This window comes from Kocuria sp. 2SI, from assembly GCF_005502825.1.
In the GTDB taxonomy this organism is placed as follows: Bacteria; Actinomycetota; Actinomycetes; order Actinomycetales; family Micrococcaceae; genus Kocuria; species Kocuria palustris.
The window spans coordinates 39694-54309 of record NZ_SCNB01000019.1 but is presented as its reverse complement, the minus strand read 5'-3'; the positions used below and the strand labels follow the sequence as shown (position 1 = coordinate 54309).

11 protein-coding genes and 2 pseudogenes are annotated in these 14616 nt (G+C 71.3%); 8 read left to right on the top strand and 5 right to left on the bottom strand.

Annotated features, from left to right (window positions below; all coding sequences use genetic code 11):
- The 6 genes and pseudogenes from FFS25_RS10585 to FFS25_RS10560 form a co-directional block, all read left to right on the top strand.
- Positions 1-225, top strand: a pseudogene (locus tag FFS25_RS10585) (LutB/LldF family L-lactate oxidation iron-sulfur protein); the annotation flags it as partial.
- Positions 222-866, top strand: coding sequence for a LutC/YkgG family protein (locus tag FFS25_RS10580; RefSeq protein ID WP_137802881.1), 645 nt, complete (start codon positions 222-224; stop codon positions 864-866). The pseudogene FFS25_RS10585 and the gene FFS25_RS10580, both read left to right, overlap by 4 nt.
- 116 nt (positions 867-982) lie before the next feature.
- The gene (locus FFS25_RS10575; protein ID WP_006215646.1) at positions 983-1480 is read left to right on the top strand and encodes a glutathione peroxidase; all 498 of its coding nucleotides are present in this window, start codon (positions 983-985) and stop codon (positions 1478-1480) included.
- A 10-nt stretch (positions 1481-1490) separates the two neighbouring features.
- Positions 1491-3119, top strand: a complete 1629-nt coding sequence (locus tag FFS25_RS10570; RefSeq protein WP_137802880.1) for an AbgT family transporter — start codon at positions 1491-1493, stop codon at positions 3117-3119.
- 992 nt (positions 3120-4111) lie between these two features.
- Positions 4112-5269 (top strand): ABC transporter ATP-binding protein, encoded by a 1158-nt coding sequence (locus tag FFS25_RS10565; RefSeq protein ID WP_006215643.1) that lies wholly within the window; start codon positions 4112-4114, stop codon positions 5267-5269.
- On the top strand, positions 5269-6315 hold the full coding sequence (locus tag FFS25_RS10560; protein ID WP_137802879.1) for an NAD(P)-dependent alcohol dehydrogenase: 1047 nt from the start codon (positions 5269-5271) through the stop codon (positions 6313-6315). Before FFS25_RS10565 ends, FFS25_RS10560 begins: the two co-directional genes overlap by 1 nt.
- Positions 6316-6419: 104 nt before the next feature.
- Here FFS25_RS10560 and FFS25_RS14165 read toward each other — a convergent pair.
- The 4 genes and pseudogenes from FFS25_RS14165 to FFS25_RS10540 form a co-directional block, all read right to left on the bottom strand.
- A pseudogene (locus FFS25_RS14165) lies at positions 6420-6536 on the bottom strand (helix-turn-helix transcriptional regulator); the annotation flags it as partial.
- Between the two features lie 254 nt (positions 6537-6790).
- Positions 6791-7714 carry a carbohydrate ABC transporter permease gene (locus FFS25_RS10550; protein WP_239546541.1) on the bottom strand — a complete coding sequence of 308 codons (924 nt, stop codon included), beginning with the start codon at positions 7712-7714 and terminating at the stop codon, positions 6791-6793.
- A gap of 5 nt (positions 7715-7719) precedes the next feature.
- Positions 7720-8667, bottom strand: coding sequence for a carbohydrate ABC transporter permease (locus FFS25_RS10545; RefSeq protein WP_137802878.1), 948 nt, complete (start codon positions 8665-8667; stop codon positions 7720-7722).
- Between the two features lies 1 nt (position 8668).
- Positions 8669-10051 carry an ABC transporter substrate-binding protein gene (locus tag FFS25_RS10540; protein ID WP_051452656.1) on the bottom strand — a complete coding sequence of 461 codons (1383 nt, stop codon included), beginning with the start codon at positions 10049-10051 and terminating at the stop codon, positions 8669-8671.
- Between the two features lie 188 nt (positions 10052-10239).
- Here FFS25_RS10540 and FFS25_RS10535 point away from each other — a divergent pair, with 188 nt between their 5' ends.
- On the top strand, positions 10240-11205 hold the full coding sequence (locus FFS25_RS10535; protein ID WP_058871527.1) for a sugar-binding domain-containing protein: 966 nt from the start codon (positions 10240-10242) through the stop codon (positions 11203-11205).
- 136 nt (positions 11206-11341) lie between these two features.
- On the top strand, positions 11342-12775 hold the full coding sequence (locus FFS25_RS10530; RefSeq protein ID WP_137802877.1) for an FGGY family carbohydrate kinase: 1434 nt from the start codon (positions 11342-11344) through the stop codon (positions 12773-12775).
- A 175-nt stretch (positions 12776-12950) separates the two neighbouring features.
- Here FFS25_RS10530 and FFS25_RS10525 read toward each other — a convergent pair whose 3' ends face one another.
- Positions 12951-14513, bottom strand: coding sequence for a mannitol dehydrogenase family protein (locus tag FFS25_RS10525; protein ID WP_137802876.1), 1563 nt, complete (start codon positions 14511-14513; stop codon positions 12951-12953).
- Positions 14514-14616 lie beyond the last annotated feature (103 nt).

Below are 14616 nucleotides of genomic sequence, written 5' to 3'. Positions count from 1 at the left end.
CCCGTCGAGGGCCCCTCCCTGGCCGGGCGCACCGAGGACGGCGCCGCCTGGGGCTCGACCGCCCAGGCCGTGCGCGCCCGCCGCTCCGGCGACGCCCGCCCGCCGCGCCCCCAGGAGGGCGATGTCGTGGGCAGCCAGCTCAGCGAGCGCACCGTGGGTGACCCCGCCGATTTGACCTTCGGCATCGACCGCCGCAGCACCGACCGGAACCAGGAGCAGGCATGAGCGCCGCATCGCAGTCCGAGGCACGCACGGAGATCCTCGCCCGCATCCGGGCCTCGATCGCCGACTCCCCCGCCGCTCCGCCGATCCCGCGGGGCTACCGCCGCCGCTCCGAGCTCACCCGGGAGCAGATCGTCGACATGCTCGAGGACCGGCTGATCGACTACAAGGCCGACGTCCACCGGGAGGACCTGTCCTCCCTGCCGGGGCGCCTGGCCGAGCTGCTGGGCGAGAGCTCCGTGCTCGTGCCGGAGGGCCTGGAGGAGTCCTGGCTGCCGCAGTCCCTGAACCGGGTCCGCGACGAGGGCCCGGACGGCGCTCCCCTGACGGCGCGGGGACTCGCCCAGATCGATGCGCTGGTCAGCTCCTCGACCGTCTCGTGCGCCGAGACCGGCACGATCTTCCTCACCTCCGCCCCCGATGAGGGCCGCCGCGCGCTGAGCCTGGTGCCCGATCACCACGTGTGCATCGTCGGGCTGGACACGGTGGTCGAGCTGATCCCCGAGGCCTTCGAGCGGATCGGCCCGGACCGCCCGATCACCATGATCTCGGGGCCCTCCGCGACCTCGGACATCGAGCTGGAGCGCGTCGAGGGCGTGCACGGCCCGCGTCAGCTGGACGTGATCCTGCTCGATCGCAGCTGAGCCCGCAGCCCGCTCCGTCACTTCCGCAGGCGAAGGACGGGGCGGGCTCGCCCGCTGCTGTGGGGGCCGGCTGAACGTCGAAGGCCTCGTCTCGGGGCAGATCCTCAGGAGAATCCTTGACCACGTTCCACGACTTCAGCGCCGACACCATCGCCGGCTCGCAGGACGTCTTCGACCGCTTCGCCGGTCAGGTCGTGCTGGTCGTCAACACCGCCAGCGAGTGCGGGCTGACGCCGCAGTACGACGGCCTGCAGAAGCTGCAGGACGAGTACAAGGACCGCGGCTTCACCGTGCTCGGCTTCCCGTGCAACCAGTTCGGCGGGCAGGAGCCCGGCGATGAGGAGCAGATCCAGCAGTTCTGCCGCACCGAGTTCTCCGTGGACTTCCCCCTGTACAAGAAGGTGGAGGTGAACGGGATCGACACGCACCCGCTGTGGGCCTGGCTCAAGTCCGAGAAGCAGGGCGAGGACGGCGCGGACATCGAGTGGAACTTCGCCAAGTTCCTGATCGACGGCGACGGCCGCGTGGTCGAGCGCTACGCGCCCCAGACCACCCCGGAGCAGCTGCGCGGCGACATCGAGCAGCTGCTGAGCTCGGACGCCGAGCAGGGCTGAGCCCCCGTCGATGTCCCAGGCCTCGAGCGCGCCCCGCCATGCTGAGCCCCCGGCCGGCCGCGGCCCCCTGATCCAGGGCGGGCCGCTCGGCCGGGTCCTGGGCGCGATCGAGATGATCGGCAATCGCCTGCCGCATCCGTTCTGGCTGTTCATCCTCCTCGCCTTCCTGATCGTCCCGCTCTCGGAGCTGCTCGCCCGCCTGGGCGCCAGCGCGGTGGATCCGACCACCGGCGAGACCGTGGCCGTGACGAGCCTGGCCGACGCCGAGGGGATGCGCCGGATCGTCGGCGGCATCGTGCCGAACATCGTCGAGTTCCCGCCGCTGGGCGTGGTGCTCGTCGTGATGCTGGGCGTGGCGGTGGCCGACGGCACCGGACTGATCAACACCGCCCTGCGGGTGGTCGTGGCCAAGGTGCCCGCGCGGTGGCTGACCTTCGTCCTGGCGCTGGCCGGCGTCACCGGCTCGATCGCCTCCGATGCGATCACGGTGGTGCTCATCCCGCTGGGCGCCGCCGCGTTCAAGGCGGCGGGCCGCTCGGCGGTGCTGGGCGCCGTCGTCGCGTTCGCCTCGGCCTCGGCGGGGTTCAACGCCTCGCTCGTGGTGAACCTGACCGACCCCCTGCTGGGCGGCATCTCGACCTCGGCGGCCCAGCTCGTGGACCCCGAGTACCAGGTCTCCCCCATCGCCAACTACTACTTCTCGGCGGCCTCCGCCGTGGTGCTCGCCCTGCTCATCACCTTCGTGACCGAGCGCGTGCTGACCCGGATGACGGCCCGGATCCACGCCGCGGAGCTGGCCGCCGAGCGCGACGGCACCGCCGAGACCGCCGATGATGACGACGACCGCCCGCAGATCTCCCAGGAGAACCTGCGCAGCTATCAGCCACAGGAGATCCGCGGGCTGAAGTGGGCGGGCATCGCGACCGTCGCGTACGTGGCGCTGTACTTCCTGGCGCTGCTGCTGCCGTTCTCGCCGCTGCGCGGGGTCGAGGAGACCGGCGCCCTGAGCTCCGTACTGATCACCGACATCTCAGGGCCGATCGCCCTGCTGTTCCTGGTCGCGGGCACGGCCTACGGCATCCCCGCCGGGAGCATCCGCAGGCTGGCCGACATCCCCGAGCTCATGGCCCGCGGCATCCGCGACATCGCATCGCTGCTGGTCCTGCTGGCCGCGGCGGCGCAGTTCATCGCCTTCTTCACCTGGACCGACATGGGCACCGTGATCGCGATCAGCGGCTCGAGCCTGCTCGAGGCCGCCGGTCTGCCGCTGCCGGTGCTGTTCTTCAGCGTCGTGGCGATCGTGGCCGTGCTGAACCTCTTCCTGACCTCGGGATCGGCGCTGTACACGCTCGTTGCGCCCGTGATCGTGCCCATGTTCATGTACCTGGGCGTGAATCCGGAGACCACGCAGATGCTGTACCGGATCGGCGACTCCGCGTTCAACATCATCACGCCGCTCAACGCGTTCTTCGCCCTGACCCTGGGGGTGGTCCAGCAGCGGCTCCCGCGAGCCGGGATCGGCACGCTGATGTCCCTGCTGCTGCCGTTCGCGATCTCGATCCTGGTGGTGTGGTTCCTGTTCTTCCTGCTGTGGTGGAGCCTCGGGATCCCGCTGGGTCCGGGAGCGCCGGCGGCCTGAGCCCCGCCCACCCGATCGGCGGCGCGAGATGAGGAACGGGCCGGGTCGCGTGATGATCGTGACCCGGCCCGTTCGTCGCCCGGAGCCGGCCTGGCCCCGCCGTGAGGGGAGGAGCCCGGGCCCCTCCCGGAGCGGGGCCTGGCGCCCGAGGGGAGACGCCGGCCGGATCCGGAGGCTCCGGGACGCCTCGAGCGGGTCTGCCCACCCGTTGCCCGAGGCGTCCCGGAGTGTGCACCAGCCGGTCTCTGCCCACCGGGAGGTGCGATGCGCCGCGGCCCACCAGCCGCAGCACCCGATCCGCATCCGCCCCTCTGACTGCCCATCAGGAGGAGCTCGATGCGCTCGGCGGCCCCGCCCGCCAGGACGTTCGCACCGAGTGACCGGGAGGGCCCTTGCGAGCTCTCACAGTGAAGACCGGCTCAGGCCCGGATCGTGACGCGGTTCTCGAGAAGTTACTCCAGCGCTGCCGAGCGGGCCGGACATGGCGAAGGCCGCCCTCGGGGGGAAGGGCGGCCTTCGTGCTGGGGCCGGGACGTCCGGGGAGGCACTGCCCTGCCTCCACCCGGACGTCCCGGGATTCCAGGGTCTCGGACTCTGCCCGCCCGATCCCCTGCTCGGTGCAGCGACTGCCCGTCGCCGCACCCGGTCCTCCCCTGCGCCGTGACTGCCCATCAGCGGCTGCTTCGAGGCGGACCGTGAGGCCCTCCCGCAAGGGGAGGACCGGCATCTCTCCGCACCGGTGGTGCAAGAGCTCTCGCGAGCTCTCACGGTGAAGACCCCGACCGGACCGGATCGTGACGCGGTTTCGTCGGAAGATTCTCAAGATTCTTCTCCGTGGTCCCGACGACGCCTGCGATCGGCCCGAGATCACGCCCCGGACAGAGGTGACGGCTCATCTGGGCCGGTGTACTCTCACAGTTGTATGTGTGCCATCTCACATGCTTCCACGGATCGTCCGGCACGTACCTGCCGGGAAGAGAGCGAGAACCGCCATGGCGACTGTTTCGTATGACCGCGTGACCTGTCAGTACCCCGGAGCCGAGAGCCCCTCGGTCTCCGAGCTCAGCCTGGACATCGCCGACGGCGAATTCCTGGTGCTCGTAGGCCCCTCCGGCTGCGGCAAGTCCACGACCCTGCGCATGCTGGCGGGGCTCGAGGACGTCACCCGCGGCTCGATCCTGATCGGCGATCAGGACGTCACCGACGTCGACCCCCGCGACCGCGACATCGCCATGGTCTTCCAGAACTACGCCCTGTACCCGCACATGACGGTCGCGGAGAACATGGGCTTCGCGCTGAAGATCGCCAAGGTCCCCGCCGACGAGCGCCGGGCCAAGGTCGAGGAGGCCGCGGAGATCCTGGACCTCACCGAGTACCTGGACCGCAAGCCCAAGAACCTCTCGGGCGGACAGCGCCAGCGCGTGGCCATGGGCCGCGCCATCGTGCGCTCCCCCAAGGTCTTCCTCATGGACGAGCCGCTGTCCAACCTGGATGCCAAGCTGCGCGTCCAGACCCGCACCCAGATCGCCTCCCTCACGCGGCGCCTGGGCGTCACCACCGTCTATGTCACCCACGATCAGACCGAGGCCATGACCATGGGCGATCGCGTGGCCGTGCTCAAGGGCGGCAAGCTCATGCAGGTCGACTCGCCGGCCAACCTCTACGACCGCCCGGCCAACGAGTTCGTGGCCGGCTTCATCGGCTCCCCGGCCATGAACCTGGTCCGCAGCGCCCCGGATGCCGACGGCGTCCTGTCGCTGGGCACCACCCGCGTCCAGCTGACTCCCGCTCAGCGCGAGGCGCTCAGCGGCACCGAGGTCACCGTGGGCATCCGGCCCGAGGACCTGTCACTGGCCCCCGAGGGCGAGGGCCTGCCCGTGAGCGTCCAGGCGGTCGAGGAGCTCGGCGCCGACGCCTACATCTACAGCTCGCTGGCCCCGGTCACCGCGGCCAACACCGTGGTGACCACGCACTCCTCCGCCGCGGAGGAGGAGATCGCCGAGGAGGACCAGGCCACCGAGGGCATCACGATCCGCACCGGCGGGCGCTCCGCGGTCAAGGTCGGCGACACCATCTGGACCGTCCCCGCCGTCGATCGCCTCCACCTGTTCGACACCGCCACCGGCCAGCGCCTCCCTGACGCTCGCTGATGTCCGTCGACGAGACCCGCGAGATCCCCGATTCCATGCGCGCCAGCGTGCTGCACGGGATCGGGGATCTCGCCGTGGAGCAGCGCCCCGTCCCGCAGCCCGGCCCCGGTGAGGTCCTTGTCCGCGTGCTGAGCGTGGGGGTCTGCGGGTCGGACACGCACTACTACGAGCACGGCCGCATCGGCCCCTTCGCGGTGGAGGGCTCCCTGGTCCTCGGCCACGAGCCGTCCGGGCGCGTGGTCGGGCTGGGGCCGGGCACCGATCCGTCGCTTCTGGGCGCCCGGGTATCGCTGGAGCCGGGCATCCCCGAGCCGTTCTCCCCGCAGACGCTGGCCGGGCGGTACAACCTGGATCCGGCGGTGCGCTTCTTCGCCACGCCTCCCGTGGACGGGGTGTTCAGCGAGTACGCCGTGCACCCGGCGGCGTTCTGCCACCGCGTGCCGGATTCGGTCTCGGATGACGCCGCCGCACTGCTCGAGCCGCTGTCCGTGGGCATCGCCGCATCGCGGGCCGCTCACGTCCGCCTGGGCTCGCGCGTGCTCGTGGCCGGAGCCGGGCCCATCGGCCTGCTGGCGGCCGCGTGCGCAGAGGCCGCCGGAGCCGTCGAGGTGGCCATGACGGACATGCGCGAGGACCGGCTCGAGGTCGCCGCCTCCTGGGGCGCCTCGCGCACCTGGGCCGCCGGCTGCGCCCCGGAGCCGGACAGCGCGGACGGCGGCGGGTTCGACGCCTTCATCGACGCGACGGGCGCTGAGCCCGCCGTGCTCGACGGACTGCACCGCCTGGCTCCGGCCGGGCGCGCCGTTCTGGTCGGCATGGGCGCGGACACCCTGGCTCTGCCCGTCCCGCTCGTGCAGAACCGCGAGCTCGTGGTCACCGGGACGTTCCGCTATGCCGGGACGTGGCCCACCGCGGTGGCCATGGCCGCCTCGGGTGCGGTGGACCTGGACTCGCTCGTCACGAGCGTCCACGGCCTCGACGACGTCGAGGCCGCCCTCACCGCGGCCCGCACCCCCGGTGCGCTCAAGGCGGTCGTGCGCCCCTGACCCGCACCGCACGGAGGTCCCCGGCAGAGCTGCTCTGCCGGGGACCTCCGTGCATCGGTGCCGGTGCGCCGAGACACGGACGACGAACCATCGCGAGGCACGGCGACTCGGCCGGATTCCCACTTCGTCACGGCCTGGCGCGAGACGCCGAGACGGGTCCCGAGCTGGGCCTGCGACAGACTGGCGCGCAGCCGGCATTCCTTGATGCGGTCGTGCCGCATGACGAGCTCCTCGGATGGGGATGCGCTGGGATCGTTCGGCGGTGTCATCAACCTAGAGCCGTGCGACCCCCCCAGCCCACCGTCCGCACCCTCTGCAGGCACTGCGCTCTCCTGCCCGGTGGCTGCGCGCGGTTGCCACCGATATACCCCCTGGTCACGGCCCTGCGGGGATGAGCGCGGCGGAGACGGAGACGAGCCCCCGCGGTCGCTGCGCGCAGCGGCCGCGGGGGCTCGTCGTCGTGCCGGGGGCCGGCCTACTTGATGGCACCCATGGACAGGCCTCGAACCAGCTGCTTCTGGGCGACCCAGCCGGCGATGACCACCGGCAGCGACGCCAGGACGCTGGCGGCGGAGAGCCGAGCCAGGAACAGGCCCTCGCTGGTCATGGTCGAGACGAGCATGACCGGCACCGTGGCCGCCTCGACGGCGGTGAGGTTCAGGGCGAAGAAGAACTCGTTCCAGGCGAAGATCACGCAGATCAGGGCGGTCGAGGCGATGCCCGGGGCCACCATGGGGATCAGGATCGTGCGCAGCGTGGTCATCAGCGAGGCGCCGTCGATCTCCGCGGCCTCAAGGACCTCCCGGGGGACCTCCTGGAAGAACGAGCGCATCATCCACACCGCGATCGGCAGGTTCATGGCCGTGTAGAGCAGGACCAGGGTCCAGACGGTGTCCAGGACCTTGAGCTGACCGGCGACGACGTAGATCGGGACGATCACGGCCACGACCGGCAGCATCTTGGTGGAGATGAAGAAGAACAGCACGTCCGAGGTCTTCTCGACCGGGCGGATGCTCACCGCGTAGGCGGCCGGGATGCCGAGCAGCAGGACCAGGAGGGTCGAGGCCACCGTGGCGATCGCGGAGTTGAGCATGTAGTCGCCCAGTCCGGCGTCGATCACCGCGCGGTACTGATCCAGCGTGGGCGCGAAGAAGAACGTCGGCGGGTTCGTGGAGGCATCGGCCTCCTGCTTGAACGACGTCAGCACCATCCACGCCACCGGCAGGAAGAACCCGAGGGCCAGCAGCCAGGTGATGAGGGTCAGTGCCGCGCCGCCGATGCCGCCGGAGCGGCGCTTGCGCACGGGCGGCTCGGGCCGGTCGTCGCGAGCACGGTCCTGGGCGTCCCAGGGAGCAGAGGTCGTCTCCGCGGAGACGGAGTCATGGGGCTGTGCGGTCATGTCGGTCACTGCTCCGTGGTCATGAAGCTCTTGAACATCAGACGCAGGGCCCAGGTCGCGATGATGATCGTGCCGATCACCACGACCACGCCCATGGCGGCGGCCTGGCCGACGTCGAAGCCCAGGAAGGCTCGCTGGTAGATGTAGAACGGCAGGTTGGCGCTCTGGGTGCCCGGTCCGCCTGCGGTCATGAGGTAGATCTGGTCGAACGTGTTGACCACGTAGATCGCGCCGAGCAGGACGCACAGCTCCATGTAGCGGCGCATGTGCGGCAGCGTGATGAGCACGAAGGACTGGATCTTGGAGGCCCCGTCCACGCGCGCCGCCTCGAGGACGTCGCGGGGCTGGGACTGCAGACCGGCCAGGAGCAGCAGCATCATGAACGGCGTCCACTGCCACACCAGCGCCACGATCACGGAGATCCGCGGCATCTGGGAGGTCCAGTCCACCGGGTCGATGCCCACGAGGCCGATCATCCAGTTCACCAGGCCGTAGGACGGGTTGAACATGGACACCGACCACAGCATGGCCGAGGCCACGGGCATGATCAGGAACGGCGTGATCAGCAGAGTGCGGGCCAGGCCGCGGCCCAGGAACGCCCGATCCAGCAGCAGCGCGAAGATCATCCCCAGGATGAGGGCGAACAGCACGCAAGCCAGCGTGTAGAGGATCGAGTTGAGCGCCGCGCCGCGGAATGTGGAGTCGGTGAAGATCGCCAGGTAGTTGCGCAGGCCGACGAAACGGTCGGAGTCCTCGTTGAGGAGGTTCCAGGAGCGCAGCGAGTACCAGATGGTGATCAGGAACGGCAGCTGGGTCAGCGCGATCGTGAAGATCAGCGCGGGCAGCAGCGGAAGACGGCGGCGGAAGGCGTCGCGCTTGGCGCGCTCCTCGGCGCTGCGACGGCTGGCGGGCTCTGCAGCCCGAGTGCCCGACGGGGTGGCCACGGTGGACATCTCAGTTGCCTCCAGAGCTGTTGCGGTGCACGTCGGCGACGTCCTCGGCGTACTCCTGGGACTGCTCGAGCGCCTCGTCGACGCTCTTCTGGCCGGCCACGGCGGCCGACATCTGCTGGCCCACGCGGGTGCCGAGATCCTGGAACTCCGGGATCGCCACGAACTGCAGGCCCTCGTACGGGACGGGGTGCGTCATGGAGGTCTCCTGGGAGGCACCGGCCATGGCGTCGAGGGTGGGCTTGGCGTAGGCCTCGGAGACCTCGGCGTAGCCCTCGAGCTCATAGGTCGAGTAACGGCTCCCCGGGGGAACGCGCTCCCAGCCGATCTCCTCGCCGACCAGCTTCATGTAGTCCTTGCTGGTCATCCAGGCGATGAAGTCCCAGGCCTGCTCCTTGCGCTGCGAGGTCGCGGGGATGGCCAGCGACCACGAGTAGAGCCAGCCCGCGGCCTCGGTCTCCATGACCGGGGCGGGGGCGTACCCGCTGCGCCCGGCGACCGTGGAGGAGGCCGGGTCCTCGACCGAGGAGACCATGGCCGTGGCGTCGTACCACATGGCCGCCTGGCCCTGGCTGTAGCGGGTGATGCAGTCGCCGTAGCCGGAGGTGGCCGCACCGGGCTGCCCGTGCTCGCGGACCAGGTCCACGTAGAACTGGGTGGCCTTCCTGGTGGCGTCCGAGGTCAGCGTGGGGTTCCAGTCCATGTCGAACCAGCCGCCGCCGAACGTGTTGTACACGGTGGTCAGCGGGGCCATGATCTCGCCCCAGCCGGCCAGGCCGCGCAGGCAGATCCCGGAGATGTCCTGGTCGGGATCGGCCAGCTCGGCGGCGAACTCGCCGATCTGCTCCCAGGTGGGCTTCTCCGGCATCTCCAGGCCCTTGGCCTCGAAGAGGTCCTTGTTCCAGACCAGGAACGACGACTCCCCGTAGAAGGGCACGGCGTAGAGGCTGTCCTGGTAGCTCAGGGCGGCGCGCACCGAGTCGATGAAGTCCTCGGGGTCGTAGCCCTCGGTCGCCTCCGCGTACGGCTGCAGGTTCTCGATCCAGCCGTTGGCCGCCCAGATGGGGGTCTCGTAGTTGGAGATCATGACGACGTCGAACTCGCCGCCGCCGGTGGCCACGGAGGCCGTGATCTTGGCACGGGCCTCGTTCTCCGGAAGGGAGACGAATCGGACGTTGATGTCCGGGTGCTCCCGCTCGAACTCGGCCTGCAGGGAGATCGCGTCCTGCATCTGCGGGTTGGACACGATGGCGACGACGATCTCGTCGCCCTGGGACGAGCCGCAGCCGGTCAGGGCCAGTGCGGAGAGACCGAGGGTCCCGCCGAGCAGCTGGCGCCTGCCCACAGACCACGGCGGGCTGTGCGGCGAGGTGAGACGAGGGCTCATGGATACCTCTGTGGATTCGTACGGGCCCAGGCAGCGGTGTCCGGGCCGAGAGGCAGAAGACCTGGTGGGGGCGGGCACCCGGCCCCATCCGGCACTTCTCACGTGAGCGCTCTATTCCGCTCAGGTGAGTGTGATGCTAATCATATAGACTCACCTGAGCAACACCCGACCTCACAGATGTGGCCCCCATGACCTCGGATCCGACCGCACCATCCGCCGACGCCGCCCCCTCCTCGAGCGCCGACGACCGCGCCCACCTCACGCTGCTCGCCGAGATCAGTCGTGCCCATTTCCTGGACCAGAAGTCCAAGGTCCAGATCGCCCAGGAGCACGACATCTCGCGCTTCCAGGTCGCCGCGCTCGTGCAGGAGGCCCGCGATCGGGGCATCGTGCGCATCACCATCGCCGTGCCGTCGGACGGCCGCGACCAGGAGACGGCGCAGTCCCTGGGCATCGCGGAGCTGATCTCGGTCGAGCCCGCCGACACCCCCCGCGGCGCCGAGGCCCTGGCCCGCGAGCTCGCCGCCTCGGTGGCCGAGCACGCCGCAGGCCAGACCGCCGTCGGGATCTCGTGGTCGCGCATCATCCAGGCCATGGCCCCGCACCTGCCCGACCTCTCGGACAGCGTGGTGGTCCAGCTGGCCGGGGCGATCGCCTCCCCGGACTCCACCGAGGCGGTCCCCCGGCTGCTGAGCACGCTGCGCGCCAAGCAGACGCTTCCCCTGTGGGCGCCGCTGGTGGCCGGTGAGGGCGCGGCAGCCCTGCGCGAGACCCCGGAGATCGCCCGCACCCTGGCCCAGGCCGGGGATCTGGACCTGGCGGTCTTCGCGATCGGCGGCTGGGGACCGGGGCTGTCCACCGTGTGGGACCGCATCCAGGAGCAGGACCGACAGCAGGCCCTGGCGGCCGGCGCGGTCGCCGAGATCTCCGGGCACCTGATCGACGCCCGCGGCACCGCGGTGGAGGGCCCCGTCGAGGACTCCGTGATCGCGGCATCGCTTGCGGACCTGCGTGCGGCCCGTCGCCGGATCGCGGTCGCCCACGGCGCCGGGCGCGCCCCGGCCGTGCTGGCGGCGGTGCGGGCCGGGCTGGTCGACATCCTGGTCTGCGACATCCCGCTGCGGGATGCCCTGGCCGAGCTCGAGGGTCAGTGAGCGGGCGGCCGCCGGCCCTGCGCCGGCACCGCAGGGCCGAGGCCGACCGAGCGCTCCCGGGAGCCGCCGCAGGCCCCTGCGATGTGACGCAGACCGCTAGGCTGAACCGTCAGAAAGTCTCGGCAGAGGAGCTGGAGTGAGCATCAGCGGAACCGTCATCGGGGTGGACTCCTCCACCCAGTCCTGCAAGGTCATGGTCGTCGACGCCGCCACGGGGCAGATCCTCTCTCGCGGCTCCGCCCCGCACCCGGACGGGACCTCGGTGGACCCCCGGGAATGGACCAAGGCGCTGAATCAGGCCTGGGACGCCGCCGGAGCCCGCGAGCGCTCGGACGTGCTGGGCGTGGGCGTCTCCGCGCAGCAACACGGCATGGTGGCCCTGGACTCGGCCGGCGCGCCGGTCCACGACGCCCTGCTGTGGAACGACGTCCGCAGCGCCCCACAGGCCCGGGCCATGGTCGAGGAGCTCGAGATCTCCGGCTGGGTCGAGGCCACCGGCTCCGCGCCCGTCACCTCCATCACGCTGACCAAGCTGGCCTGGCTGCGCGAGAACGCCCCGGAGGCCGCGGCTCGCGTTGAGCGCGTGGGCCTGCCGCACGACTGGCTGGTCTCAGAGCTGACCGGCGGCGCCTGGATCACGGACCGCTCCGAGGCCTCGGGCTCGGGCTGGTTCGACCCCGCCTCCGGCTCGATCCGCGAGGACCTCCTGGAGCGCTGGTTCGGGGCGACCCCGCAGGTCCCCGAGGTCCTCGCACCCCACGCCTCCGCCGGCACCATCACCTCGGACTGGCTCCCGAACAGCCCCGGCGCGGTGGTCTCGGCCGGGTGCGGAGACAACGCCGGCGGCGGGCTCGGCCTGGGCATCGGCCACGGCGATGTCGTGGTCTCGGTCGGCACCTCGGGCACGGTCTTCGCCCACAGCCCGCACCCGATCGCGGACCCCACGGGCGTCACCTCGGGATTCGCCGACGCCACCGGCGCCTACCTGCCCCTGCTGTGCACGCTCAACGCCGCCCGGGTCATGGCCAGGACCTCGGACCTGCTCGGCACCGACCTGGACGAGTTCGACGCCCTCGCGGCCGCCGGCGACCCAGACTGCTCGGGGCTGACGCTGCTGCCGTACCTGGACGGCGAGCGCACCCCCAACCTCCCCGACGCCGCCGGGCGCTGGCACGGCGTCACGGGCGCCTCGCTCACGCGCGAGAACATGGCCCGCAGCTCGGTGCTGTCCGTGGCGAACTCGCTGGCCGACTGCCTCGAGGTCCTGCGGACCCTGGACGTCCCGATCGAGCGCGCCCTGCTGATCGGCGGCGGCTCGCGCTCCGCCACTCTGCGCACGGCCCTCACCCATGTGCTCGGCGTCGACATCGACGTCCCCGCCCCGGATGAGTACGTCGCCCTGGGCGGCGCGCGCCAGGCCTACTGGGCCGCACAGGGCGAGCTGCCCGCCTGGACCGCCGGCACCGAGGGCTCCCAGCATCTGCCCGCCGCCCAGGACGACGGGGCCGACGCCTTCCGCGCCCGCTACAGCGCCATGCGCCGCCAGCTCGAGGACGAGCTGGCCGGCTGAGCCCTGCCGCGCAGGAGCCGCATCGGCTCCTGCGCATGTCCCCGCTCATGGCACAGGCCCCCACCCCGGACGCGTTCGCTGCGTCTCGGTGCGGGGGCCTGCGTCGTGCTCGCGGCCCGTCCCGCCGTCGCCCCTCCCGCCCGCTTCCGCGGACAGGGACGACGGCTGCGGCGGATCAGGCGGCCGGGCGCCCCACGACCTCCAGGACCTCCTCGAGCGTCGCGCGGGCGCCGCGCGAGCGGAAGCCGCGCAGGGCGCGCAGGTACGGCTCCGTGAAGGCCTCCTGCTGGGCGAGGTCCCCGAAGAGCTCCTCGTTGCGCAGGAAGGACAGCTCGTCCTCGTCGTGGTGAGAGGCGGCCGCGATCACGGCGTCGCGGCGGGGATCGACGATCTCGAACGGACGGCCGTTCTCGTCGGCGCCCTCGGCGTAGCGCGCCCAGGAGGCCACGATCGTGGCGGAGAGCTCGACCGGGCGACCGGCCTCGAGGTTCTCGCGGATCACCGGCACGAGCCACTTGGGGATGCGGTCCGAGGCCTCGGCGCACAGGCGGGCCAGGGTGTCGCGGATCTCCGGGTTCGCGAAGCGCTCGATGAGCGTCCTGCGGTAGCCGTCCAGGTCCACGCCCGGGACCTCGCGCAGCGTGGGAGTGGCCTCGAGCTCCATGTAGGCCAGCAGGTAGGCCACGTACAGCGGGTCGGAGCAGACCTCGTGCGCGTACTCGAGCCCGGCCAGGCGGCCCGGGTAGCACAGCGCCTGGTGGGAGGCGTTGAGCAGGCGCAGCTTCATGAGCTCGTAGGGCTCGACGTCCTCGACGAGCTGCACGCCGGCCTTCTCGAAGGCGGGGCGGCCCGGGGCGCCGTCGGGGCCCGGGACGAAGTGGTCCTCGAGCACCCACTGGAAGAAGGGCTCGCACACGACCGGCCAGGCGTCCACCCGCCCGGTGTCCGCCAGGACGTTCTCGCGGTCGGCGTCGGTGGTGACCGGGGTGATGCGATCGACCATGGAGTTCGGGAACGGGACGTTCTCGCGGATCCAGGCAGCCAGCTCGGGATCGACCAGCTCGGCGAAGGCCACGAACTGCAGGGCGGCGGTGTCGCCGTTGCCCTGGATGTTGTCGCAGGACATGACGGTGAAGGGGGCGGTCCCCCGCTCGCGGCGCACCCGCACAGCGTCCACGACCAGGCCGAAGACCGAACGCAGCTCGCCCTCGCCGGAGCCGCGCAGGACCTCGAGATCATGGGCGACGGCCGGCGTGGTCTCGTCGAACAGGCCCGTGGCCTGGTTGAAGTTGTAGCCGCCCTCGGTGATGGTCAGCGAGACGATGCGGGTGGCGGGATCCGCCATGAGCTCGACCGCTCCGGCCGGGTCCTCCGGAGCCACGGCCATGGTGCGGATGGAGCCGATCACGCGGTTGTCGCGGTGGCCGTCGGGGTGCTTGACCGCCAGGGTGTAGAGCCCGTCCTGGTCGTTGAGGGCGTCGCGCATGCGGGAGTCGCCGGCCAGGGCGCCGAGGCCTGTGATCGCCCAGCTGTCGTGGCCGCCCTGGGCCAGCAGGTCGTCCATGACGACGGCCTGGTGAGCGCGGTGGAAGCCGCCCACGCCGATGTGGACGATGCCGGTGCTCAGGCCGGAGCGGTCGTAGGCGGGCAGCTCCGCCTGCGTGCCGGGCAGCGAAGCGTCGGCAAGGCGCTGCGCGGGCTCGGACGAGGGAGCGGGTGAGACGGTGTCGGTGGGCATGCGGGCCTCCTGTGGGCAGTGCGGATCCGCGATGACCCGCCCGGCGAAAATATCATCTGAGACGAGACCCAGGCCACATCTGAGACAGAGTTGCCTGCAGCCG